General features: G+C 56.2%; 21 protein-coding genes. 6 read left to right on the forward strand and 15 right to left on the reverse strand.

The genetic code is table 11. From position 1 onward, the window contains the following. Positions 1-60 precede the first annotated feature (60 nt). Complete coding sequence (locus JK199_RS01850; protein ID WP_212373415.1) at positions 61-1,167, forward strand: hypothetical protein; 1,107 nt, start codon at positions 61-63, stop codon at positions 1,165-1,167. Here the strand turns inward: JK199_RS01850 and JK199_RS01855 are convergent. The 10 genes from JK199_RS01855 to JK199_RS01900 are packed head-to-tail and all read right to left on the reverse strand — an operon-like array spanning position 1,070 to position 11,218. Then, on the reverse strand, positions 1,070-2,329 hold the full coding sequence (locus tag JK199_RS01855) for a tryptophan 7-halogenase (protein WP_212373416.1): 1,260 nt from the start codon (positions 2,327-2,329) through the stop codon (positions 1,070-1,072). The two genes, JK199_RS01850 and JK199_RS01855, sit on opposite strands and share 98 nt — an antisense overlap. Continuing rightward, positions 2,326-3,045: a 3-oxoacyl-ACP reductase FabG gene (fabG, locus tag JK199_RS01860; RefSeq protein ID WP_212373418.1), complete on the reverse strand. Its 720-nt coding sequence runs from the start codon at positions 3,043-3,045 to the stop codon at positions 2,326-2,328. Before fabG ends, JK199_RS01855 begins: the two co-directional genes overlap by 4 nt. Continuing rightward, entirely contained in the window at positions 3,042-3,497 is a 456-nt protein-coding gene (locus tag JK199_RS01865; protein WP_212373419.1) for a phosphotransferase, read from the reverse strand. The genes fabG and JK199_RS01865 overlap by 4 nt, the downstream gene beginning before the upstream one ends. Then, positions 3,491-4,282, reverse strand: a complete 792-nt coding sequence (locus JK199_RS01870) for a beta-ketoacyl synthase chain length factor (RefSeq protein ID WP_212373420.1) — start codon at positions 4,280-4,282, stop codon at positions 3,491-3,493. The genes JK199_RS01865 and JK199_RS01870 overlap by 7 nt, the downstream gene beginning before the upstream one ends. Then, positions 4,282-5,487: a beta-ketoacyl-[acyl-carrier-protein] synthase family protein gene (locus JK199_RS01875; RefSeq protein WP_244984808.1), complete on the reverse strand. Its 1,206-nt coding sequence runs from the start codon at positions 5,485-5,487 to the stop codon at positions 4,282-4,284. The genes JK199_RS01870 and JK199_RS01875 overlap by 1 nt, the downstream gene beginning before the upstream one ends. Then, on the reverse strand, positions 5,484-7,805 hold the full coding sequence (locus JK199_RS01880) for an MMPL family transporter (protein ID WP_244984809.1): 2,322 nt from the start codon (positions 7,803-7,805) through the stop codon (positions 5,484-5,486). The genes JK199_RS01875 and JK199_RS01880 overlap by 4 nt, the downstream gene beginning before the upstream one ends. Further along, on the reverse strand, positions 7,802-8,377 hold the full coding sequence (locus JK199_RS01885; protein WP_212373421.1) for a LolA-related protein: 576 nt from the start codon (positions 8,375-8,377) through the stop codon (positions 7,802-7,804). Before JK199_RS01885 ends, JK199_RS01880 begins: the two co-directional genes overlap by 4 nt. After that, a complete protein-coding gene (locus JK199_RS01890; protein ID WP_212373422.1) occupies positions 8,374-9,276 on the reverse strand; it encodes an LpxL/LpxP family acyltransferase in 903 nt (300 codons plus the stop codon). Before JK199_RS01890 ends, JK199_RS01885 begins: the two co-directional genes overlap by 4 nt. Beyond that, entirely contained in the window at positions 9,266-10,921 is a 1,656-nt protein-coding gene (locus JK199_RS01895) for an AMP-binding protein (protein WP_212373424.1), read from the reverse strand. Before JK199_RS01895 ends, JK199_RS01890 begins: the two co-directional genes overlap by 11 nt. A gap of 6 nt (positions 10,922-10,927) precedes the next feature. Next, positions 10,928-11,218, reverse strand: coding sequence for a phosphopantetheine-binding protein (locus JK199_RS01900; RefSeq protein WP_077930414.1), 291 nt, complete (start codon positions 11,216-11,218; stop codon positions 10,928-10,930). A 91-nt stretch (positions 11,219-11,309) separates the two neighbouring features. Here JK199_RS01900 and JK199_RS01905 point away from each other — a divergent pair, with 91 nt between their 5' ends. Further along, entirely contained in the window at positions 11,310-11,924 is a 615-nt protein-coding gene (locus JK199_RS01905) for a COG4648 family protein (RefSeq protein ID WP_212373426.1), read from the forward strand. Here JK199_RS01905 and JK199_RS01910 read toward each other — a convergent pair. After that, on the reverse strand, positions 11,830-12,618 hold the full coding sequence (locus tag JK199_RS01910) for a glycosyltransferase family 2 protein (RefSeq protein ID WP_212373428.1): 789 nt from the start codon (positions 12,616-12,618) through the stop codon (positions 11,830-11,832). The genes JK199_RS01905 and JK199_RS01910 overlap by 95 nt on opposite strands. Positions 12,619-12,716: 98 nt before the next feature. Between JK199_RS01910 and JK199_RS01915 the strand changes: the two genes are divergently transcribed. Continuing rightward, complete coding sequence (locus tag JK199_RS01915) at positions 12,717-13,463, forward strand: class I SAM-dependent methyltransferase (protein ID WP_212373430.1); 747 nt, start codon at positions 12,717-12,719, stop codon at positions 13,461-13,463. Positions 13,464-13,617: 154 nt separating this feature from the next. Here JK199_RS01915 and acs read toward each other — a convergent pair whose 3' ends face one another. Genes acs through JK199_RS01935 form a run of 4 tightly spaced genes read right to left on the reverse strand, consistent with a single transcriptional unit; the run spans position 13,618 to position 19,349 of the window. Then, a complete protein-coding gene (acs, locus tag JK199_RS01920) occupies positions 13,618-15,597 on the reverse strand; it encodes an acetate--CoA ligase (RefSeq protein WP_212373432.1) in 1,980 nt (659 codons plus the stop codon). A 45-nt stretch (positions 15,598-15,642) separates the two neighbouring features. Further along, the gene (prpB, locus tag JK199_RS01925) at positions 15,643-16,581 is read right to left on the reverse strand and encodes a methylisocitrate lyase (RefSeq protein WP_212373433.1); all 939 of its coding nucleotides are present in this window, start codon (positions 16,579-16,581) and stop codon (positions 15,643-15,645) included. Beyond that, the gene (gene prpC / locus JK199_RS01930) at positions 16,578-17,744 is read right to left on the reverse strand and encodes a bifunctional 2-methylcitrate synthase/citrate synthase (RefSeq protein WP_212373435.1); all 1,167 of its coding nucleotides are present in this window, start codon (positions 17,742-17,744) and stop codon (positions 16,578-16,580) included. The genes prpB and prpC overlap by 4 nt, the downstream gene beginning before the upstream one ends. A gap of 42 nt (positions 17,745-17,786) precedes the next feature. After that, the gene (locus JK199_RS01935) at positions 17,787-19,349 is read right to left on the reverse strand and encodes an MmgE/PrpD family protein (RefSeq protein WP_212373437.1); all 1,563 of its coding nucleotides are present in this window, start codon (positions 19,347-19,349) and stop codon (positions 17,787-17,789) included. Between the two features lie 130 nt (positions 19,350-19,479). Here JK199_RS01935 and JK199_RS01940 point away from each other — a divergent pair, with 130 nt between their 5' ends. The 3 genes from JK199_RS01940 (at position 19,480) to JK199_RS01950 (ending at position 24,198) form a co-directional block, all read left to right on the forward strand. Next, entirely contained in the window at positions 19,480-20,892 is a 1,413-nt protein-coding gene (locus JK199_RS01940; protein ID WP_212373440.1) for a helix-turn-helix domain-containing protein, read from the forward strand. Positions 20,893-21,349: 457 nt separating this feature from the next. After that, the gene (locus tag JK199_RS01945) at positions 21,350-22,534 is read left to right on the forward strand and encodes a nitrate/nitrite transporter (RefSeq protein WP_077930421.1); all 1,185 of its coding nucleotides are present in this window, start codon (positions 21,350-21,352) and stop codon (positions 22,532-22,534) included. Then, entirely contained in the window at positions 22,531-24,198 is a 1,668-nt protein-coding gene (locus tag JK199_RS01950; RefSeq protein WP_212373450.1) for an alginate export family protein, read from the forward strand. Before JK199_RS01945 ends, JK199_RS01950 begins: the two co-directional genes overlap by 4 nt. Positions 24,199-24,211 lie beyond the last annotated feature (13 nt).

A 24,211-nucleotide genomic window follows, 5' to 3' on the forward strand; every position in this document is an offset into this window, starting at 1 on the left:
CAGATCTCAAAAAAGCCGGGTTATGGGGCGAATATCGCTGGTGGCCCCGGAGGGCACGCCGTGCTCTTTCTTCATGGTGCCTGCCTTGACCCCGCATCCCCTTACCCCGTTTTGAAGTCCTGCACGGATGGAGAAACAGGTATCAGCATGAACTCCCACTTCAGGAATGCAAACTGGGTCGGTATTCCCCACCGGGATTTTTTTTATAACGGCCTTCTGAAGCCTGACGAAGCCCTGACTCAAACGGCTTACACTGCAACAAAACAGGAAGCGCAAAAGAGAAACCTCTACACCGCCATTCGCTTTCAGGACTGGACAGCAGAGGGTAAACCGGCGGATGTCTCTGATGAACAATGGAAATATGAAATTTCAATCGGGACTGATTATGCTGTCAGTTTTGGGCGAGCCAGATATTGTGCACGACTCCCGATAAGTCAGGAACAATTAAAACAGGTCATTACATTCCTGAATGGTCGCAACGCACTCTACCAGAATGGCCCAAAGACTTTTGAAACAAACGTCTTGCAGGACAACTGTAATCACCTGACCCACAATGCCCTTGCTGCCGCAGATTTCTGGCATGAATTGCCAGTCCATCAGTTTATTCTGAAAGCGGCTTTGACGTTTCCTGTCCCCAAAAACGAAATCGTTAATCTTCTTGATCAGACACAACGCCATGCTATTGGCGACCTGCATGCGCTGTATCATGACAGGCTGACACGCAAAAGCCTTCTGGAAAAGGGCTGGCTGCCCGATACACCCGGCGTCATTCTGGATTCAAACCCGGTCAAAACACCTAACGAGATTTACAACACGCAGCTCTCTCTTATTTTTTATGATGATCCCCTGCTCGGGCATTATCATAAAGCGTTTGACAGATACCTTAACCAGCCCCGCTATCATGACCTGAAAGCGAACCTGCTCTGGTATCAGATGCTCTATGCAAAAATAGCGGCTGAACGCAGACCTTTAAGCTGGTGGTTGAAAAAAGAGCCTTCCGGATTTTCGGCTTTTTATAACGCCTATTACGTATGGCTTGAAAATCAGCAAAATCTGGTTCAGCGTGGCCTTACGATGCTGACTGAGAACGCTTCTCTCTCCACCGGGTCAATGCCAGCGCTGCCCGGAAGAGCGCCAGTGGGGCCTGAACCCGTAAACGGCCCATAAAATCCCCTGCAAGCAGGGAAATAATACTATCGCGCATCCGAAAAAGGTTCTTGGGGTTCAAAAACAGTTCACGCAGGGCGGGATCATTAATCCCGTAAATAAGCCAGGATACCCGCCGCATTTCGGCCCGGGTCTGGCGTTCCTCACGCTGCGCCACACGTCTGCCCTGTTCAGGACTGTGCAACCATGCCTGCGCAACACGGGCGCCGCGGAAAGCGCTTTTCATTGCCAGCAGAACACCGGAAGAAAACACAGGATCAAGAAAGGCGAAGGCATCGCCTATCATGTAGTAGCCATTCCCCCAGTTGCGGTCAGCACAATAGGAGTAATTACCCGTGGTACTTAAGTCACCAATCTGTTCCGCCGGGGCCAGACGTTCCGCAACACTGGGGCTTTCGGCTACCTTTTTCCAGAACAGATCGGCTTTGGGTCCGGTGTGAGACTGGAAGGCATTTTTATCCCCGACAAACCCCACGCTCATGATGTTATCACGCAGGGGGATCATCCAGAACCATCCATCGGGCACCAGATGAATGGAGATATAGCCTTCCATTCCGGGTTCGCGCCGCTGAACATTACGAAAATGGGCATAAATGGCAGCGGTGGAGTTATTTTTATCTGCGATCCGCGTGTGATACCGCTTTGCCAGAAACCCGTCCCGTCCTGACGCATCCAGCACAAAGCGCGGCTTTATAGCCTGCAGGTGGCCGTTTTCATCCTGCACAGTAATGTTCTCTGGGCCATTTTTTGAAAATTCAGCTTCTTTAACAAGCATATTTTCATAAGTTCTGACCCCGGCAGCGGCCGCATTCCGGAACAGGATTTCATCAAACTCTGAACGCCGGACCTGATAGGCATGACGCGCTTTGGGGCTGATAGCCAGACGGAACGGAAATGCGACCCGGCCCTCCCCCCGGTCTGACACAAATTCAGCACCGGGTTTGAAAACACCAATTTTCTCAACCTGATCAAGAACACCAAGGGTTTTCAAAAGTGGGAGATTGCAGGGCAGCAGAGACTCCCCGATATGAAAGCGCGGGTGACGTTCTTTTTCCAGCATGACAACCGCAAGCCCTTTGCGGGCCAGCAAGGTAGCGGCCGTGCTCCCGGCGGGGCCGCCGCCGATCACCAGAACATCACACTGAGCCGGAACCTGCGTCATGCCATACCTCCGTTGATGCCAATTGTCTGCCCGGAAATATAGGCAGCTTTATCGGACGCCAGAAATGCTATCAGATCTGCCACTTCCTGTGGTTTTCCTGAACGGCGTGCTGGCACAAGCTCTGCAATATCTCGGGCCGTCATGACGGCGGCTGTGGCGGGAGAGTCGATAATGCCGGGAGCTACGGCATTGACCGTAATACCGCGACTTCCCACCTCCCGCGCTAAAGACCTTACTGCACCTTCAAGGCCTGCTTTGGCAGCGGCATAATTAACCTGCCCCTTGTTCCCGATACGCGCGGAAACGGAAGAGAGCGCAATGATACGGCCCCAGCGCGTGCGCGTAAGCGGGAGAAGCAGCGGCTGAACAACATTGAAAAACCCATTCAGTGAGACGCCTATAACGTCATGCCACTGGGTGTCACTCATGCCTGCCAGAGTTGCATCCTCATGTGTGCCGGCATTATGCACAATGATCTGCGGCACGCCGTCCGCCAGAACAGGATCAAGCCCTTGACGGGTTTTTTCCGAACAGCTCAGGTCACACTGCCAGACTTCTGCACGGCCGCCCTGTGCGGTAAAGTCTGCCACCATAGCGCTGGCTCTGGCTGGATTATTATGGGTGTGCACAATAACATGCAGGCCATCAGCCACAAGTTGCTGGCAGATCGCCTGCCCCAGAGGGCTTGTTCCGCCGGTCACGAGTGCGCGTTTCATGCCGGTGTCTCGTTCACTGGCATTCTGGCCCGGAACATCACCATACCCCGCCCCTTCAGCAATGCAGCCCCATGCTGGCTTGTGATAGAAAAACCATAGACCATACCAGCAAGATCATGCTGTTCCCGCTGGACAACAATCCTGAGAAGACCGTATTCAGCCCGGTCAAGACGGTCACTCGCAGGCACCAGATCCCGCAGAGACGCCAGATAACCGCGGGTTTTTGCAGTCTGATCCCCCGTCAATGCACCATGTAACGCTGCTGCCTGCATGGCCATTTCCGCGCCGACAATAATCCCCAGCCTGCCCTGATAGCGTAAAGGATTATCGTCACGCAGATGGGCTGAGGTGTAGGCTGTCAGTGTATCATCAGTCCATGTCTCGCATGTATCCAGCAGACAGCTTTTTCCCTGATGCGGAATATGTTTTAAGATGTCTTCTCTGCTCAGCATGGTTTGACTGTGGCTGAGAGTGTGCCGGGCAAACAGGCCATTTTTACGCAGCCTTCTTCTCCAGTGGCGATTTTTTCCAGCAAGGGTAACGCCATAGCCGCCGGGTTGGTGTGCATCAGTTTTACCAGATCAGGATGCGCTACGTGATCAGACTGTGCAGAGGCGGCATCATAGCGGATATCAAGGTGACAGATGCCCTGCTGGTTTATGTCTGGGTGCAGCACAAACGCACATCCAAAAGGATTTTCCGTGATACGGACTTTTCCGATCGGGCCCGGAATAGGCAAATCATAAACCACCAGCACCGTAGGCGTTTTTTCCACCACACACTCGGCAACGGCCTTGAGGAGCCCCTGCGTAAAAGACCAGTCATAACAGCCCAGAGCGACCACTGGCACATGTGTATGATGCCCGATTGTCCAGTATCCGGCCGGAGCATTATGCACTGAATTATGGAACTGCGTGGGGGAGACCTCTCCGCCTTCCGCCGTGATGGCGGACAGAATGGAATCAACAACAGCGCCATCACTATTGGAACACGCAAAAACGCCGCGCAGAGCAGACGGCTGAAGGCCCGCCTGCTGGCAGGCTTCCTCTGCCAGAGCCAGCGCCAGACGTGTCAGAGCGCCACTTCTGCGGCGCTCGTTTGCCGGAAGGCACTGGGCTGGCGGCGGCGTGACGGGTCCATCCTGCCATGGCTCTTCGCCCCGCAGCACCCGTTCCGCCTGCGACCACCCGGAAAGACCCGGCCCCCAGACAGATACGCCCTGAACAACAACACGCATCAGGCGGCCTCAAATATCAGGCTGCAATTGGTGCCGCCAAAACCAAAAGCGTTGCTCATAACACGCCGGACGGGCCGATTTTGATTATCCGTCAGCACCGCGCTCTGAAACACCGGGTCAAGCTGCGTCACGTTCAGGCATCCCGGGATCAATCCTGATTGCATCAGACCAATACTGATCATGGCTTCAATAATACCGGATGCGCCAAGTGTGTGGCCGGTCCACCCTTTTGTAGAAGAACAGGGCACGTTTTTACCAAAAACAGCACTGACGGCCTGATCTTCCATAGCATCATTCACCAGCGTACCCGTGCCGTGCAGATTAATGTAATCAATTTGCCCGGGGGCAAGGTGTGCCAGCTTCAGCGCATCCTGCATGGCGATAACCGCCCCGCGCGCCGCAGGGTCCGGGGAGGACATATGGTATCCGTCACTACTGACGCCATAACCCGTCAGCCGCGCCAGAACGGGCACCTCGGGCCTCGCGCCTTCACGCTCAAGCAGAACAAAACCCGCTCCCTCCCCGATGGAAATGCCTGCGCGCGCGGCATCGCATGGACGGGTCGGGCCGTCAGACACCAGTCCGAGAGACGCAAACCCCCGCAGCGTCATGCGGCACAGACTATCTGCCCCTCCGACAATGACGGCATCACATACCCCCGCTTCCAGCCAGTGCCGTGCATCAACAAAAGCCCGCGATGACGATGCGCAGGCGTTGGAAACCGTCAGCAATGGCCCTTTGGTACCCAGACGTTCGGCCAAGAAACGTGGCAGGGAAAACAGGTCCTGTGTGCCAGCCTGATGAAATGTCGGCGGCGGGAAGCCTGTCTGCGGATCAACCTCCTGATACGCATTTTCGGCAGACAGAATACCGGAGGTTGATGTGCCCACCACAACGGCAATGCGGTCCGCCCCGTAAAACGCTACGGCTTCCTGCACTGCGTGGTCAAAACCATCCTGCTGGCAGGCCATGTCTGCCAGAGCGTTATTGCGGCAGACAAACTCGCCGGACCCGCGCGTGAGAACATGGTCCTCCACACCCGGAACACGGCCAACATAGCCTGTCGTGATCCCGAAAAAATCACAGGGGCTCAGACCGGAGCGGCGCGCCTTCAGAGCAGCGCCCTGTTCAGACAGTCCATTGCCGATGGCACTGACAACCGTGCCTGCCGTTAGCACAAGAGGGTTCATGAAAGTGCTGCTCATCCCGTTCTGGGGCGTTGCCCCGCCAGCAGAAAGCCATAGGCCATGGCAAAGAGGACGCCAAGAGCCACCGTCTTGCCAATTTCCTGCAACAGGGGAGTATTGCAGGTCGCCAGCAGGCCAAATGTCAGCACCGTCATGGCATTGCACGTCAGCAACGTGCGCATGGTGCGGGCCCGTTCGGCGTCGTCCAGTTGGGGCCGCGCGAAAAAGAGTGCGTAATCAAGGCTGACCCCCAGCACAAATTGCAGCGAGATCAGATGGATCAGCGTCAGCGGGTTCCCCATTATGGCAAGGACCCCCAGCAGGCTGACCAACGCGGCTCCCACACTTGCCGTAACACGCACCAGCCTGCTGACTGACCGTAACCCATAGACCAGAACAGCCAGAGCCAAACCGCATCCCGCTATCATCCAGCGTAGCGTGCGGGCTGTGTAGTGGGCGGATAAGCCGTCTATTTCCCGCTTCATATCCACCACCAGCACGTCTGGCTGGTTTGCCATGACGCGCTCTATAGCGGCACGGTCATGCACACGCTCCGGGAATACCAGACCGAACCACTGGCCCTGACGCTCAAACAGCAAAGGGGACAAGGCGGCTTCCAGCGGAGTGCCTGCCATATCCTGCACGGACAGAGGAGCAAGCTTACGCGCGGCAGCAACATCCTGCATAAAAGCGGAGAATGCATCCGGCCTGAAAGGCAGATTGTGACGGGCCTCTTCTATCGCGCTCTGTAAAACCGCTGGCGCAGGGAGCGCTTCAGCCCGCAGGCGCTGCGTCTGCATGGAGGGCAGCAGGCGTGCCGCGTCCTGCACACCGGACAGTGCGCCCTGCTGCTGCAAATGCGCCCACACGCCTGACAGGGCTTCCTCACGCTCCAGAACGGCCTGTGGATTTACGCCGGACACCGCCAGCATTAACGATGCATCTGGCACACCCAGTTCATGCCGTAATGCATCATCTACTCTGCGTGCCTGTTCGGGTATGGGGCTGAGGGCCGCCAGCCGGGTATCCAGCACCAAAGGATGCTGCCAGAGCAACACGCCACTTATGAGGAGCGGCACGGCACAGAGAACCCGATAGCGGCGCAGTTTTTCTGCCTGCGCCAGCTGAGGTGACGGACCGCTGACCGAAGGAGCAAGATCTGCCGCCACGACAAGACGTGGCATCAGAGACAGCGTCACACACGCGGCCACCACCAGCCCTGTAGCCGCAAATGTGCCCAACTGCGCCAGACCGGGCAACCCGCAGAACACCATGCCCGTCAGCCCCAGAACGGCGGTGGTCACACTCAGGCGCAGGCTATGGCCTATCCGCTGCAATGTCGCTTCTGGCCCTTCTCCCCTGTCACGGTGGCCAATCAGCAGCACGGGGTAATCAAGCGCGACACCCAGCATGGTCATGCCAAAGCCCAGAGCAATGCCATGCACATACCCAAACACCAGCCGCACAACGATCATGGCAACGCTGAGAGACAGAAAAAACGGCACCCCGATAGCCGCGAGCACCCAGAACGAGCGGAACCGCCAGTACAGCACCCCGGCGACCAGCAGGACCGAGCAGAACGCCATAAGGTCCATATCCGTCCGCATGCCGGTAGCACTTCTGACGGCAAAAACCGACGGGCCACTCATCAGCAAACGGGCCGTGCCCGGATGCAGGGCCGCGAACGTGGTCTGCAACGTCTGCTGCACCGCTTTCTGCCTGAGCAGATCCATTCCCGGCGCCGTAGTGCGTAACAGCAACAAGGCACGGGGCCTGTCTGACGCAAACCACACGCCATGCGCCATACGCACCTGCACGTCTGGCTCCAAAGTCTGCACTGTGTTCAGAAAAGCCTTTGTTGGATCACGCAGAAGCATATCTGAAAACACGGAGCCTGCACTGGAATTCAGGCCATCAAGCACACCCTCAAACGCCTGCCCCAGTGCTGCTGCGCTAAAGTCACGCGCGGAGGCATCCGGCGCAAGCTGGTAACGATGCGCCATCAGAGTATCCTGCAGGCCCTGCGTCTGCCGGGCGGAAAACACGCCATTCATGACAGAGACAAACTGCGGATGACCTGAAAGAGTCTTCTGCATACCAAGGCTGAGACGCGCCAGTTCTGGCTCAGCTGCGCCTTCAATCCCCAGCATCACTATCGTGCCGGCAACCCCTTCCTGCACTTCACGCAGAAGGAAGCGGGTGCCGTCATTATGCCCTTTTGGCAGAAAGCTGGCCATATCCAGCCTGAGCGGTATGGCCCACAACACAATGGCGGCCAGAATAGCGGAAAACGCCAGGGCGGCTGCCAGAAAACGAGGTCTTGCCGGGTGGGTCAATGGTCTATCATCAGGGTTTGTCTGTCACCGTTTGCCTGAAGGATTTTAAGGCTTTCTACGGCATTATTACGGCCAGCCAGCACCACCTGCCGCACCATTTTGTGGGCCTGTTCAGACAGAGGCGTCATGGTCAGCGTCCACGCCCCCATATCCCCTTGCGCCGATACGGTATAGGCCTGCCTCAGGGCCGCCATGTTCCCCGCCAGCGGTGCCCGGAGTGTTGTGGCCAGAAGCGCCAGCGCTGGATTTTGCGCCAGAAGGATGTGCCGCACATGGCCGCCGCGCTGCACTGAGACGGTATCCCCCTCAATTGCCAGTGTTTCGGGCTGTGGCAAGAGGGTTTCTTTTTCCAGAAAATCAGGATGCCGGAAAATCAGCACCCCGGAGGATAGCAGCGGATGCGTCAGCGCGCCAAGCTCCCGTGTTTCATGAAAATGCTCGGTACGTTCAGGAACACTGCCCAGATGCGTGACAATTTGCGCTGCAAGATCAGCCGGGACATCTTCACACCGGGCAGACGGCGCAGCTACAAAAAATCCGCCACAAAGCAGGAGGAATGCAAGACGCTTCATGACAGATCTTTCCAGTAGTCGTAAAAATTAAACCAGCAAAACGGGGCTTTCAGACACTCCGTCTGCATCCAGTCCGCATAGCGTTCTGCTGCGTCCTGAATAAACTGCGGACGGTCTTTCCTGCTGGCAGGGTAAGGCACGTCAAACGGTTCAAACCGTACCGCGTACGCCCCGTCCGCACCTCGGGTGGCACACACCAGAAGGATAGGGGCTCCCGTTGCCAGAGCCAGCCGGTACGGGCCTTCGGGCAAAGTAATGGCCTTCCCCAGAAAAGGGACTGTAACCGTGCGCCCCGTTGCCGGGGAGCGGTCTCCGAGCATACCAATGACGTGCCCCTGTTGCAGACTTTCCGCCACCCGCAGCATGGTGTCAGGCTGGCCTATGGGGATGATGGTATTCTGATAAGACGGGTCCAGTGCTTCCAGAACCTGCGTGGCCCCGCCAAGGTTGGAACGGTACATCACCATTTTCAGAGTAACGGCATGTTCACGCCCCAGAGAACGCAGTGCCTCGAAAGACCCGATATGGGCGCCCAGCAACAGGCACCCCTGCCCGCGCTCCATCGCCCGCAGAAAGACCTCCCGGCCGATGCAGCGGACGGCGGGCATGGTCTGGGGAGCCATCAGAAAAAATAGTCTGTCCAGCACGGCCTGAGCGAAGCTGTGAAAGTGCCGCACCACCTGCCGGTTACCCGCCCTCTCCCGCAAAATACGGGACAGATAAATGCGGGATGCCCGGCGTGCCCTGGCGTGGCAGAGGAAAAAATAGAAGGTTATCGGCCAGAGCAAAACCCGCAGACGCCGCCAGCCGAGGCGCTTTGCCAGCCAGATTGCCAGCGCCATGGCCGCACGGTTCCCGCGTTCCGGCACCACCCACCGATGATCGGTCTCAGCCTTCAACGGGACGTGCCCTGAACACCGCACGCAGCACGACATTCCCCAGACAACGGCCCGTCAGGCGCAGGGACTCTCCCGCCTGCCGCATGGAAAACACCACCGGCTGTTCTGGCAGAACAAGGTGCAGAAACTTGACCATGTCACACTCAAAGCCCGGCTCATTCAGCAGGGCACAAGCTGCCTCCAGCAGCAGAACACCGGGCACAACCGGCTGCCCCGGAAAATGACCTGCCAGACAGGGATGATCACGCGGCACGGTAAAAGTGCCAATTTCCTCTTCCGCGTTTTGCGCGGCTGCCAGCTCACGCAAAGCCTGCAAGGTCAGTTTCCCCACCGCGTTGCGCGGCAATGCGGCGACCGGAACAAGACACCGGGGCAAAAAAACCGGGTCTATCAAAGGCCGTAGCGCCTGTAACAGGGTCTCCGCTGGCACTGTGGGGGCGACAACAAACGCCTGCATGCGTGCCTGTGGGTCTGCCCCGGACATATCCGGCGGCAGAAACGCCCCGTCTTCAACCCCCGGCAGACTATTGAGCACAGCATTCAGCGCAGCCAGAGAGCCACGCTTGCCACCCAGTTTCAGCAGATCCGTGACACGCCCGAGCAACTTGAATGTTCCTGCCTCACCCGTTTCTATAAAGTCCGCCAGAACATGGTTCAACGCACCGGGAGCCGAGAGTTCCACCCTCCCGTCAGCCAGAGTCTGTAACCCGATATCCCGGTACCAGCTCCAGTACGGGCCGCTCAGGGTGCGCCGGATGGCGACCGAGCCTGTCTCGGTTGACCCATAGATTTCGGTCACTTCAGTCTTTAGAAAACGCTCGGCTTCTTCTGCCAGCTTTTCAGGCAGGGGTGCCGACGCCGATACGACACGCCGCACGGCGGGAACCGTCAGGCCCGACTTTACCAGCCCCCGCAATTGCAGAGGGGTTGTGACCAGAATACGCGGAGCCGAGGCTTTCTCCAGCCGGGCAACCCAGTCTGCCGGGTAATGATCTGCCCCCGCGATGGTTTTGACACGGGTATTCAGCGCCTGTAGCACCAGTGTCTCAAAACCATACATATGATACGGCGGCACCGTGCCAACCAGAGACGCTGGCCCGGTTTCCGGGTCAAGCAGGACACGGGCCGTGACGCTTCTGGTCACCAGCCCTCCCCAATATTTTTTATGCCCGACAGGCTGCCCTGTGCTGCCAGACGTAAACACGACGGCAACCAGACGCCCGGCGTCTATAACCGGATTAAAATCACTGTGTCCGCTCAGAGGCGGATCATCAGAAAGAGAGACATCATTCTGTAAAACTTTGCCGCCAGCGGGCAACTGAGAGGCTTCAGGGTCTCCGGCCAGAGTAATACAAACGGCGTTGTGCTGCTGCGCCAGTTCAGCCAGCCGGGCTGATGACCGGTCACTTGAGAGCAGCACATACTGGCCCTTCATCAGGGTCGCCGCAAACAGCAGAGAGAAAAGAAACACATCCGCGCAGACCGGAACCACGGGCTGATCTGGCAGATTTTCCGCCAGACGATGCGCTGCCCGCAAGAAAGCGTGTCCGGTGACTGGCCCTGCCGAGGTGACAAACACCTCGCGTTCCGGCGCATAGAGCAGGGACAAGTCTGGCCAGTTCCGGTTTCCCACGCCCTTGCTCAACAGGATTTATCCGGCAGAGGAACGGTTAGCCTGCAAATACTGGCACAGCGCCCGCAAAGAGCTGAAAATCTGCTTGTTGTCCGGGTTATCAGACCGCAGGGTGACGCCATAATCACGCCCGACCAGCAGAGAGATTTCAAGCGCATCAATGGAATCAAGGCCCAGACCTTCCCCAAACAGGGGGGCTTCCGGCTCAATTTCGGACGCTGTGACTTCGAGCTGCAATGCCTCGACCAGCCGTTCAGCCACTTCATGTTCAAAGGGGGTTTGCGATGCGGGAGAACTCGTCGTATTCACAGCATAATCTCATCACTAAAATGCAGATTGAATGAGTCAGCTAACATAAACAATGCATGAAGAAAAGCCACGCTATAACAGAAGCAGAGCCATGCCCGCAAAAAAGATTCTAGGCATTGCGGTGTTTTTTCTCTCGCTTGTTTTAGGGCATATCGCTCATTTTTCCGCTATAAACAGCCTGAATGTTCCTCTTATTATTTTACTACAAGGCACAGCGCTTGCCCTGCTGAGCAGGCATATTCTGACTGTAGCGTGCTGCACCCTTCTTTTCTGCCTTTTCGGGGTTTATTGTCCCCAGCAGGCGCGCACTACCGATACCCTTCTCCTCTATGTGGTCCCGCTGGGGGCATTGCTGGGCACATTTGCCTGTTCCCTGCTCCCTGCACACACACCCCTGATTTCCCGCGTGGCGCAGCAGGTGCACGGGCCCTTACGCGCAGATGTGGCGCGCTACACGCGGTTTTTGACCCTCTTCTGGGCGGTCTTTTTTGCCGGAGCATTGCTGGCCCCCGCGGTTCTGGAGCTGGCAGGCCCAGACGGATCATGGCGCTGGCCGTTATCAGGAGGAACGTTTGCGTGCGCTGCGGGCGTTATGCTGGTTGAAGCGTACGTCAGACGCCGTGTGATCCGCAATTTTGAGCATGTTTCTCTGCGGGAAACAGTTTCCGCTTTCCGCAAAGCCTCTTCCAGACAAACGTCAGGATGAGCCTGACATGCATAAAGATCAGGCGGGCATTATCTCTTCCATAATGAAAATGGGAAATCCCGCCTTCAGATTTTTCAAGATAACGCACAGGCGTTGCCTTGTTGCAGGCAGGCACCCCCATCCACACCAGCCTTACCGCAATTTCCGGGTCAAAATCAAAGCCACGCATAAAATGGGACATCCGCATGGCCTGCAGGAAGGGCTTAAGAGGATAAATCCTGAACCCGAACAGGCAGTCCTGCACCGCACCGCCAGTTTCCAGCCATACCAGACCATTAGACAGTTTTCGCCCCCAAACCCGTACAGCCGGAGCCTCGGGACCGAACACCGGTTTCCCGAGAATCATGGCCTGTGGGTTCTGGCGTCCTGCCGCCGTAAAGTCCGGCAGGTCCTGTGCCGGATGCTGGCCATCGGCATCCATCGTGAGAATATGTGTAAAGCCCGCCTGTTCCGCCCATTGTGCGCCGTATAAAACCGCCCGCCCTTTCCCGCCATTACGTTGCAGGCGGACAAGATGCAGGCCTGCATGCTGTAACAGCAGATCATCAAGCGCGTGCTGGCTGCCATCCTGACTGCCATCACTCACCACAACAACATCCGGCCACACGGCCAGAACCTCAGACACCGTGCGCCGTAGCAACTTGCCTGAATTATAAGACGGGATCAGGACAACACAGCGAAACGCGTCCGGCATAACAGAAGAGAACTCCAGCACCACAGGAACAAGGCTGTTCCGCCTCCCATAATTACGATATGACCCGATCACCCCGCCTTTGAGAAGCGATCTTTTTCATGCCTGATCAAAACCCCTGCCCCCCACACCCTGTGCTCCCGGCTTACTACGAAAATGGCAGCGAACGCGCGGTTTTTATTCGGTCCATTTTTGATCGCACCGCCAGTTATTATGACCGCATTAACAGCATCTTTTCTCTTGGGTCTGGCAAATGGTACCGCAGATGGATGCTGCGCACAGCGGGCCTGCGTCAGGGGCACAGGCTCCTTGATGTTGCAACCGGCACAGGGCTGGTCGCGCAGGAAGCCGCAACACTCACCGCCCCGGCAAACATTGTCGGGCTGGATATGAGTCCGGGGATGTTAGCGGAGTGCCGCCGCAAGTTGCCCATTCAGGTCGTGCAGGCGGATGCGCAGGCTCTGCCTTTTGCTGAGAACAGCATGGATATGCTCAGCATGGGATATGCTTTGCGTCATGTGCGGGATCTAAATGCGACATTCAGGGGGTATCTGCAGGTTCTTAAACCCGGCGGCAACCTGCTTATTCTTGAAATAGGGCGGGCACGTTCTCCCGCAGTGCAAGCCTTTCTGCGCTTTTATCTGGGAAAGGTCGTGCCGTTTCTCTCAGGCGTTACCGCATCCCGCGAAAGCCGGACCCTGATGGCCTATTACTGGGACACGATTGAACAGTGTATTCCCCCAGAGCAGATCCTCCAGAACCTGAAACAGGCCGGGTTTGCAAACGTGCGCAAACACACATCTTTCGGTGTTTTTCATGCCTATATGGCAACGAAGGGCCGTGACTGAGCAGGCAGATCAGGCGGCGCATCGTACTTCGGTATGACGACTGTGTTGAGAACGTCATACCGAAACGTCGCGTCGCCGCAGGCCCCCTCTCTTACATCAGCGCAAGGAGTCTGATCCTGACGGGTTTGTCCTGATCAGACAGAAGGCATGCTCTTCATGCCTGTAAGATCAAGGGAGTAGAGCCCATACCGTGTTTTTCCTGCACGAAGTTGCAAATTGTCTGAACGATTTCCTGATCTGTCAAAGTGGACAGATCACCAAAGTTTTCGATTTCACCACTTGCGATTTTACGCAGAAGACGACGCACTATTTTACCAGAACGCGTGCGCGGCAAATCAGGGACCAGATAAACAGTTTCCGGCATTGCATAGCGGCCCAGAGCGTCGGCCACCATGCGTTTAATCCCTGCCTCTGTTGGCTGCGCTGTGACATTTTTACGGGCGATTGCAAAAACCACCAGCGCCTGCCCTTTAACAGGATGCGGCACGCCAACAGCGGCACTTTCTAACAAACGATGGTCCGTCGCCAGAACATCTTCCACTTCTGCCGTGCCAAGCCTGTGACCAGCAACATTGATCACATCATCCATTCTGCCCGTAATCCAGTAATAACCATCATCATCCCGCCGGGCGCCGTCGCCGGTAAAATAGAATCCGGGCACCATAGAAAAATACGTTTTGCAAAAACGTTCATGGTCGCGCCAGATTGTTCTGGCCTGTCCGGGCCATGACCTTGCAATACACAGGCTTCCTTCCGCAGAGTTTTCCTGAATACGGCCTTGCGGATCAGCCAGAGCCAGATCCAGTCCCGGCAGGGGCGTGCTGGCTGAGCCGGGTTTTAAGGGCTGGGCACCCGGCACCGGCCCCAGCACAACACCAGCCGTTTCAGTCTGCCACCATGTATCCGCCACCGGGCATTTTCCACGACCAATCACATCATGGTACCACATCCACACATCGGAACTGATGGGTTCCCCGGCAACGCCAAGCAACCGGAGCGTTTCCAGACTGTGCGCCTGCACAACCGCATCACCATCGGCCATCATGGCTCTGACAGCCGTCGGGGATGTAAACAACATGGTGACTTTATAGTCATCAATCAGATCCAACCACCGTCCGGCATGCGGCGCATTTGGCAGACTATCCGAAATCATAGTGGTGCCACCATTCGCCAGCGGCCCATACACAACAGAGGTATGCCCGGTGATCCACGCCACATCCGCCGTGCACCACAAAACATCGCCAGGTTTTTGCGCGTAAACCATGCCCATTGTGTAGGCAGCCCACACCATATATCCCCCGGTTGCATGCACAACAGCCTTCGGCTTTCCTGTGCTGCCGGATGTGTAGAGCATGAACAACGGTGCTTCCGCAGACATGACAACGGGGACGAAATCAGGTTCAAACCCGTCTACAAAATCATGATAATCATAGTCACGGCCGGGGAGCATGGGAACGGCAGCGTCAGACGTTCTGACAACCAGCACGGATTTTACGGTGCAGTTCTGGCCACATTTCAGTAAGGCATCATCCATCGTCTGTTTGAACGGGATGGTTTTGTTGCCACGTCTGGCCTCACTGGCGGTCATAACCAGCACGGCCCCGCTATCCATCAGGCGTTCCGCAATGCCTTCGGCTGAAAATCCACCAAACAGCACAACATGCACGGCCCCGATCCGGGCACACGCCAGCATGGCCACGACAGCCTCGGAAATCATGGGCAGGGAGATAGCGACACGTTCCCCTTTTTCCACCCCGAGATCCGTCAGCGCATTGGCAAGGCGACAGACGCGCTCATGCAGCATGGCATAGGTTATCTGCTCTGCACCGGGGCGCCCTTCCCTGTGGCTGATCAGGGCGACCTGATCACCCCGTGCGGTAAGATGGCGGTCAATACAGCAGACAGAGGCATTCAGATGGCCATCATCATACCATTTGATGGAGACATCTCCCTCAAATGACCCCCGGAACCCCTGTGTTGGCTTACGGTGCCAGTGGATACGCCGGGCCTGCTCCAGCCAGAAGCCTTCCGGGTTTTGCTGCGCATGCGCGCGCATGGCCTGCAACTCTGCCGGGCTCATGCTTGCGGTGTAATGCGGGTGAGAGTGCGTGGGGATAAGGGACAAAGTGGACATGGCTTTCGCTCTGTTGTTGTTTTATTTTGTCCGGCAGACGGAAGATCAGGCAGCGTGACAGCTCTGTTTTTCGGGAATGACGCTGGGCAGCACTGTCGCAACAATACTCTGGTCCAGTGCCTCGTAATCATAATACCGAATTGTTTTGTAGAGCTCTTCACGCGTTTGCATTTTTGGCAGCAACTCCTGCGTACTGCCTTTTTGCGCCAGTGTACGGTACAGATCAGCCTGCGCTTTATTCGCAACACGTAAGGAACTGACTGGCCATATCACCATGCGATAGCCCATGGCCTGAAACTGCTCAGCCGTGAAAAACGGAGAACGACCGAACTCGGTCATATTCGCCAGCAGAGGCACATCAGGCAGACGCCGCGCAAATTCACGGAACATCTCTTCAGACGTCAGTGCTTCCGGAAAAATAGCGTCTGCCCCGGCTTCTCTGTAGAGTCTGGCCCGGGCCACAGCCCCCTCCAGCCCTTCAGACCCTGCGGCGTCTGTTCTGGCGACAATCACCATTTTGCGCCGTGCCTTGACGGCCGCGGCGACTTTCTGAGCCATCTCATAAGGTGTCGCCAGCTTCTTATCGTTCAGATGGCCGCATTTTTTAGGCAGAATCTGGTCTTCAATATGTACGGCGGCGGCACCGGCATCCTCAAATGCGCGTACCATGTTCATGACATTCAGGGTTTCACCATAGCCGGTATCCCCATCCACCAGAAGCGGCAGACCAGATGCACGCGTAATCTGACGAATAAAGAAGCAGACATCTTCTATCGTGATGATACCAAGATCTGGCAACCCCATACTGGCCGACATTGCCGCACCAGACAGATAGAGGGCTTCAAACCCTGCGTCTTTCGCCTGCAAGGCGGCCTGCCCGTTATGTGCCCCCGGAATGCGCATAATGTCTTTTCCATCCAGCAGGGTACGAAAGCGCGTTCCTGCGGGCGATGCCGGTGCATCATTTCCTGAAAGGTATGTCATGCTGCATTCTCCAGTCCATCGCGTTCACGGATCGAGACAAAAGGACGGTTGTCTGGCCCGGTGTAATTGGCAGAAGGGCGAATAATCTTGCCATCTTCCCGCTGTTCAATGATATGCGCGCACCATCCTGTCACACGGGAGATGACAAACAGAGGTGTGAACATGGATGTTGGAACACCCATAGCCTGATAAGAAACCGCGCTGAACCAATCCAGATTGGGGAACATGTTTTTCTTTTCCTCCATAACGCGCTCAATGCGCTCGGCTACGTTATAAAGCCGCATGGTGCCATTACGGCGTGCCAGAGCGTGCGCTGTGTCTTTAATAATTTCGTTGCGCGGGTCAGCAACTGTATAAACAGGGTGCCCAAAGCCAATAATGACTTCGCGGTTTTCCAGACGGCGGCAGATGTCAGCCTCAGCATCGTCCGCTGTATGGTACCGCTGCTGGATATCCAGCGCCACCTCATTCGCACCGCCATGTTTCGGACCGCGCAGCGCACCTATGGCAGCGCCGACCGCAGAATAAACGTCCGACCCTGTCCCTGCGACCACACGCGCCGTAAAGGTGGAGGCATTAAATTCATGCTCGGCATAGAGAATAAGGGAGGTATGCATCGCCTGCACCCACGCATCCGGCACCTTTTCTCCATGCAACAGATGCAGGAAATGCCCGCCAACAGTCTCATCCTGCGTAAAGGTCTCTATTCTGCGGCCATGCGTGGAAAAGTGATACCAGTAGAGCAGCATGGACCCGAGGGAGGCGACCAGCCTGTCCGCAATCTCGCGCGTGCCTGCCACCGGGCAATCGCTCCGCTCCGGCAGGGCACACCCCAGCAAAGACACTGCGGTACGCATCACATCCATCGGATGAGAGGCGGCAGGCAGACATTCCAGACCATTTTTGACAAGTGCCGGAATCTCGCGCAGCCGCATCAAATGCTGCTGGTAGGACGCCAGTTCATGCGAATTTGGCAGATAGCCATAAATCAGCAGATGCGCCACTTCCTCAAACATACAATTCTTGGCAAGATCTTTAATATCGTATCCACGATAATGAAGATCATTCCCGCTGTGGCCTACAGTGCTGAGAGCCGTATTGCCCGCAACCGTGCCGGACAGGGCAACTGATTTTTTGGGCTTTCTGTGCAGATGTGTTGTCATGATTTTTATCCTGTCTGCAAGGCATATGGATAAGGTGACGCTCTAGGACGCCAGAACGGCAGAGGGTCGGGTGACGTCTGCCTCGGTTCTGGACTGACCAAAATTGAAGATGCCTTCAGCTCTGCTCTGCTGGAGTGAGGCTGCCGGTAACTGAAGTTCCAGCAGGTGCAATTCTCCCGCCTGCAACTGAGGCAACTTCTGAACAACATCCAGAAACCGCCTGACTTCTTCCTGAGGAACAATGCCTTCAGACAGTGTGCGGAATTTCCGGATATAATCCGTGCGCTGCCAGGGCGTTGCGCCGAGCGTATGGGCATTGGCAACAGCCAGTTCGTCTTCCAGAACGGAGCCATCTTTCATACGGATGATAATCCGGCCGCCAAAGGCCTTACGGTCGGGGTTGGCATCGTGATAGCGTTCAGTCCATTCAGGCTTTTCTACCGTATGAATTTTACGCCAGAGCCGAACAGTATCCTCACGCCGCGCCCGCTCGGGGGCGTAAGAACGTTCATGGTGCCAGGCCCCATCCTGCAAGGCGACGGCAACGATATACATGATCGAATGATCCAGTGTTTCACGCGAGGCATGCGGGTCAAACTTTTGCGGATCATTCGCGCCCGTGCCAATAACGTAATGCGTATGGTGGCTGGTCTCAATGAGGATATCCTCTACCGCATCCCAGTCAGAAATTTTCCGCCCCATTTTAAAGGCGAGGTCGATCAGCGCCTGACTCTGATATTCCGCGGAATGCTCTTTGGTGAAAGACGACAGAATGGCGCGCTTGGCTTCACCCTGTGCCGGAAGCGGCACATGATACTGCGCGTTTTTCCCATCCAGCATCCACGCGATAACCCCATCTTCTCCTTCATAAATCGGAGCAGGAGCCGTTTCCCCCATCATGGCACGGTCAACAGCTTCAACCGCCATTTTGCCAGCATGGGCCGGGGCATAGGCTTTCCATGAGGAAATCTCGCCCTTACGGCTTTGCCGGGTGGCCGTCGTCACATGCAGGGCCTGCCCGATAGCCTGATAAATGACTGCTGGCGGCAGACGCAGCAGGGTGCCGATACCCGCGGCAACGGATGGCCCGAGATGGGCAACATGATCAATCTTGTGCTTGTGCAGGCAGATGGCGCGCGCCAGATCTATCTGAATTTCATACCCCGTGGCCGCGCCACGGATAAAGTCTGCGCCGCTGCGGTGGCACTGCTGGGCCACCGCCAGAATACCGGGCAGGTTATCGCCCGGATGCGAGTATTCAGCAGCCAGAAATGTGTCATGATAGTCAAGCTCACGCACCGCCGTGCCGTTTGCCCAGGCAGCCCATTCGGCATGCACCCGGATATCCGGCCCCATGCCAAACAGCGTCGCCCCGTTGGGGCGCTGGTGCGCCAGAGCCTCGGCCCGTGCGCTCACAACAGAATGACGGTTAAGGGAGGCAACAGCCACGGAAGCGTTATCAATCAACCGGTTGACAACCATTTCCGTAACTTCAATGTCAACAGGAACAGGGTCAGCCGCGACCTGTGCTATCTTCCATGCGAGCTGCCCGGAACGGGGCAGACGTTCAGTTTCCGGGTGCACTCGAACATCATGGTACTGCATGTTTTAAATTCCTGATCTTGCCTCTGAACACACACGCAATCTGACAAACAAAAACAAAAATCAGGAGAGAGATAAGAGTGGAAAGAAGCGAAGGAATTTGCGGAACTTGCGAAGTTTGCGAAGTTTCGTCATGCCGGTAACCCGCACAAAACTTTTTGCTGGCCAGCGTTTGCGTGAACTGCGCAAGCGCGACAATCTGACCCAGCAGACGCTTGCCTCACTACTTGGCATATCGCTCAGCTACCTCAACCAGCTGGAGCGTAACCATCGCCCCCTGCCTGACCGCCTGCTTCATCTTATTTGTGAGCACTATAACCTTACACCCGTATGGTTTAATGACACACGCGAAGCTCACAGGCTTCAGGCCCTGCGCGAAACAATGGGAGATCCTGTTTTTAAAGACGCTTCTCTGACTATGACGCACATGGCTGAAGCAGCCAGACAGACACCAGCACTCTGCGACGCTTTTTTAACGCTCTATCGAGCCTATATGTTTGAGCAACAGCGGGCAGCGTCCTCCTTACCGGATACGGCACCGCTCGAACCTTATGAAGAGGTTGGAAACTGGGTGCAGGAAAAGCAAAACTATTTTCACGAACTTGATTGCGCTGCCGAAAATTTTTATCAAAATCTTCCTGAAAATAAAGACAACCTTGAACCCGTTCTCGCCGCTTTTCTGCAGGAACAGCATGGCTTACAAATCGTGCAGGACATGGAAATGGAGCAGGAAGGTCTGGTCTGGCGTATCAACAGACAGCGCAGCACAATCATGCTGCCTTATAACCAGACGCAGGAAAGTCGTATCTTTTATCTTGCGCAGATTATCGGGCAATTAAACTATGACAAACTGATAACCAGAATTTTAAAACGCTCGGCACCGAAAAATAAAAACTCCTTCCAGCTCGCGCGGGTTTATCTGGGCAATTATTTTGCTGGTGCGCTTCTGCTTCCTTACGAGAACTTTCTAAAAACTGCAAAGACCATGCGGTATGATGTAGAACGTATCCGCAGGCACTTTGGCGTCAGTTTTGAGCAGGTCAGCCATCGCCTGAGTACCCTGCAACGCCCCGGCATGGAAGGTATTCCTTTTTATTTCCTCAAACTTGATATCGCAGGAAATATTTTAAAAAGCTTTTCTGCCAATCGTTTTTCACAAGCGCGCTTTGGCGGACCGTGCCCGTTGTGGAATATTTTTCGTGCTTTCGCCACGCCCGGACAGGTGCAGGTACAACTTTCAGAAACGACGGATAATACAATTTACCTGAATATCGCCAGAACCGTCTCCCACGAGGGGCGTAATTACACAGACAGGCCCCGGCAGAGCGCCATTGTCCTTGGGTGTCATATTCAGGATGCCACGCAAACAGTATATGCGGACGGATTGGATCTGAGCGACCATAGTCTGGTTATTCCCATTGGTCCGGGGTGCCGGGCCTGTAGCCGGGATAATTGCAGCCACCGATCTCTCCCACTGTCAGGCCGTTTGCTTGATACCGGCAGCGATGCCCGTGGTGTTGTGCCGTATCGCGCTTATCCAGAATAGCATTTGTCATAATTGCGCGTGGTGGAGCGAACCCCGTTATGAAAGCGTCGTCCCCCCTCTGTGCTGACAATACGTTCCCCGCAGACAGCGTGCGTTCCGCCAAAACAAACAAGTGCGCCATTCGCGCAGAGCGAGAAGCGAGAAGCGAGAAGCGAGAAGCGAGAAGCGAGAAGCGAGAAGCGAGAAGCGAGAAGCGAGAAGCGAGAAAGCCTGATCGTCTATAGTCCGCTGTAAATAGTGAGGCTAAAAATCCATTTATTCTTGAAAATCATTTTGACATCGGATTATTCCGGCCTTACTGTTTCAGAACATTCTTCTTTCCGTCAACGGCGGCGGAAAGAACAGGCGCCTTCTTGTTAAGGCAGACGCGGCACACAGGGCGGATCAATGGCGGTTCGCTGGCTCAGAGAGCGATGGTTTTCCGTGCAGAAAATGCGGACCATCTGGAAGACGTTCTGTGGACAAAGGGTTCCTTAAAGCCGGTCACGCACCGACTCTGCTTGCCGCATTTCTCTATTTTGATGTCTCGTTCATGGTCTGGGTGCTCCTCGGCCCCCTTGGGATTTCCATTGCGCATGACCTGCATCTGAACGCCGGACAGAAGGGGCTGCTGGTGGCAACCCCTGTTCTGGCTGGTGCTGGCCTGCGGGTGATTGCCGGAGCACTGGTGGATGTGTTTGGCCCGCGCCGCGTCGCCATTGCGGCGCAGGTGAGTGTTATTCTTGGACTGTGGCTGACATGGCTTCTGGCGCCACACAGCTATCTCAGCATGTTCTGGGTCGCTCTGGTTCTGGGCATTGCGGGGGCCTCCTTTGCTGTTGCGCTGCCCCTTGCGTCCGTCTGGTATCCGCCCCGTTATCAGGGCACGGCTCTGGGTATTGCAGGGGCCGGGAATTCCGGCACGGCTCTGGCATCCCTGTTCGCGCCCGGTCTGGCTGCCATGGTGGGCTGGCTGAATGTTCTGGGGCTGGCAACGCTGCCGCTGATTGCAGTGCTGATTGCCTTTTTGTGTCTGGCTCGGGAACCGGCGAGCCGTCCGTCCATGCCGTCCCTGTCTTCATGGGGGCCGATCCTGAAATCGGGCGGCTGCTGGGCTTTGATGTTCTTCTATAGCGTCACGTTCGGCGGATTTGTCGGTCTGGCCGCCTTTCTGACCATCTACTTCAATGATCAGTACCATCTGGCCCCGGCCACCGCAGGGGCGTGCACCGCCTTTGTGGTTTTTGCCGGTTCTTTTATCCGTCCGGTTGGCGGGGCTCTTGCGGACCGTATTGGCGGCACAAAGGCGCTGATGCTGATTTATGGGGTAGCAGGGCTTATTTTCCTGCTGATCTCAACGGGGCTTCCTTCTGTCTTTCTGGCGTTTGGCGCTTTCTTTCTGGGCATGGTGACGTTGGGGCTGGGGAACGGCGCGGTCTTTCAGCTTGTACCGATCCGGTTCCCGCAGCAGGTCGGTATTCTGACGGGTCTTGTTGGTATGGCTGGCGGAGTGGGCGGCTTTTATCTCGCCTCCTCCCTTGGCGCCGCACGTCAGACGACGGGTTCCTACGGCCCCGGCTTTTTCATTTTTGCACTTGTCTGTTTCATCGCGTGCGGGTGCGTCACGGGCTGCCACGCCCGCTGGACGGAGCGTGCGCAATGAAACGTATTTTACGCTGTTTCCAGAGTTGGAAAAGTGGAAGCCTTGTCCTGAGTGTCGCGCTGAGCGGCACCGCATGGGCGGCAGAGCAAAAATCCGCAACCCAGAAAACGCCTCTTCCTGCCGCAGTGACGCCTCTGACGCCCGTTGTCGCAGTTCCGGTGCTGCCTCTGCCAGACAAGAAGGCCGTTCTAAAAGGGGCGGTCTATCACCCCGACTGGAAGATCTTTAACGCCGGAAACGGTGCTGCTTCCGGGTTTGGGGTTGTGAATGGCTACGGTCAGGCCCGCTGGACGGAAGACTGGAGTCCTCTGGCCCGGACCCCACAGAACATTCGGAAAAACGACTGGTTCAACCGCCTGAAATACGTCCGCCTTAATGATAGCGGCAGTATCTGGATGAGCTTCAGCGGGGAAGAACGGCTACGGTATATTTTTGAAAATCAGCCCCTGCTCGGTCAGGCAGGCAAAACAAATGCCAGCCGTGTTCTGCTCCGCAACCAGTATGGCGCGGACCTGCATCTGGGAGAGCATGTGCGGGCTTATGCGGAATTCCTGTATGGCGTGGCAGGTGGTTCCAACACATACGGCTACCAGACGGGTGCCCAGCGCGAAAGTCTGGACCTCCAGCAAGGGATTCTGGAAGTTAAAGGCCACCTTCTTGGGGCGCAGATGGGTGTTATCGGCGGCAGACAGATTTTTCTGGATGCACCCGTTTCCCTACAGTCCCCGCGTGACCTGACAAACGTGCAGCAGACATGGGACGGCTTCCGCGGATATGCCGTGTGGAACCGCTTCAGGATCGACCTGTTCGACTTCATGCAAACAAACAAGCTGCCGCAAAAGGTTTTTGCAGACGGCACAAATTATAATGCGCGCCTTTATGGTGCCTATACGTCCACAGCACTCCCCGCTTTCCAATTCATGGGCCAGAAAAGCCAGATGTTTGCGGATCTGTTTTTCCTTGGATACCTGTATGGCGGCGCTGCGGCTTCCATCCCTGCCGCAACACAGGGAAGTGTGCAGAAAGGCTCTTCCCGCCGGGATAATGTCGGGCTGCGCCTGTGGGGGAATGTCGGCCCGTTCTCTACAAATCTGACAGGTATTTTTCAGGGTGGGGAGTTTCGTCCGGCCAAAACAAGCCAGAGCACACGCTCCGTGCGCGCTTATGCGGTAAATGGCAGCATAACGTACACGCGCGCGGACTGGGCGGGCAAGCCGGGCTTTGGCGTGCAGGCTGACCTGTTCTCCGGTGGGTCTGACCGTAGTCAGGGCGGCGCAGTCGGCACGTTTGCAACGCCTTTTGTCCCGCTGCCTTATTATAACGATCTCTCTCTTTCCCTGACGTCACAAAACCTGATTGGTGTGGGGCCGATTGCCAATTTTACCATGCACCCGACCCTGCACCTGAAGCTGCATGTGCCGTTCTTCTGGCGGGCCAGCACGCAGGACGCTGTTTATGGCGGCAACAGTAAAATTTATAACTGGCGTGCCAACCTGCATGGCGGGTTTACCGGCGTCATGCCCTACACCCAGCTTTCCTGGAACTTTGCGCCGCACTGGGCCTGGACGCACGATATTGAAGGTATTCTGCTCTCACGCGGGATGCGGACTGTCGGCGCCAAAGAGGGCGCGCTCTACATGCAAACGCTCGAATTCAAATTTTAAAAGCAGAGGGCAA

It is taken from the genome of Acetobacter persici, assembly GCF_018256955.1.
Classification (GTDB): domain Bacteria; phylum Pseudomonadota; class Alphaproteobacteria; order Acetobacterales; family Acetobacteraceae; genus Acetobacter; species Acetobacter persici.

What these genes read in the sequence shown, in the direction of transcription:
- JK199_RS01910 (WP_212373428.1), bottom strand. Translation starts at nt 12,618, where the DNA reads ATGCCGGACGCGTTTCGCTGTGTTGTCCTGATCCCGTCTTATAATTCA.
- JK199_RS01870 (WP_212373420.1), bottom strand. Translation starts at nt 4,282, where the DNA reads ATGCGTGTTGTTGTTCAGGGCGTATCTGTCTGGGGGCCGGGTCTTTCC.
- acs (WP_212373432.1), bottom strand. Translation starts at nt 15,597, where the DNA reads ATGTCCACTTTGTCCCTTATCCCCACGCACTCTCACCCGCATTACACC.
- prpC (WP_212373435.1), bottom strand. Translation starts at nt 17,744, where the DNA reads ATGACAACACATCTGCACAGAAAGCCCAAAAAATCAGTTGCCCTGTCC.
- fabG (WP_212373418.1), bottom strand. Translation starts at nt 3,045, where the DNA reads ATGAAACGCGCACTCGTGACCGGCGGAACAAGCCCTCTGGGGCAGGCG.
- prpB (WP_212373433.1), bottom strand. Translation starts at nt 16,581, where the DNA reads ATGACATACCTTTCAGGAAATGATGCACCGGCATCGCCCGCAGGAACG.
- JK199_RS01935 (WP_212373437.1), bottom strand. Translation starts at nt 19,349, where the DNA reads ATGCAGTACCATGATGTTCGAGTGCACCCGGAAACTGAACGTCTGCCC.
- JK199_RS01950 (WP_212373450.1), top strand. Translation starts at nt 22,531, where the DNA reads ATGAAACGTATTTTACGCTGTTTCCAGAGTTGGAAAAGTGGAAGCCTT.
- JK199_RS01885 (WP_212373421.1), bottom strand. Translation starts at nt 8,377, where the DNA reads ATGAAGCGTCTTGCATTCCTCCTGCTTTGTGGCGGATTTTTTGTAGCT.
- JK199_RS01915 (WP_212373430.1), top strand. Translation starts at nt 12,717, where the DNA reads ATGCCTGATCAAAACCCCTGCCCCCCACACCCTGTGCTCCCGGCTTAC.
- JK199_RS01875 (WP_244984808.1), bottom strand. Translation starts at nt 5,487, where the DNA reads ATGAGCAGCACTTTCATGAACCCTCTTGTGCTAACGGCAGGCACGGTT.
- JK199_RS01855 (WP_212373416.1), bottom strand. Translation starts at nt 2,329, where the DNA reads ATGACGCAGGTTCCGGCTCAGTGTGATGTTCTGGTGATCGGCGGCGGC.
- JK199_RS01940 (WP_212373440.1), top strand. Translation starts at nt 19,480, where the DNA reads ATGCCGGTAACCCGCACAAAACTTTTTGCTGGCCAGCGTTTGCGTGAA.
- JK199_RS01905 (WP_212373426.1), top strand. Translation starts at nt 11,310, where the DNA reads ATGCCCGCAAAAAAGATTCTAGGCATTGCGGTGTTTTTTCTCTCGCTT.
- JK199_RS01865 (WP_212373419.1), bottom strand. Translation starts at nt 3,497, where the DNA reads ATGCTGAGCAGAGAAGACATCTTAAAACATATTCCGCATCAGGGAAAA.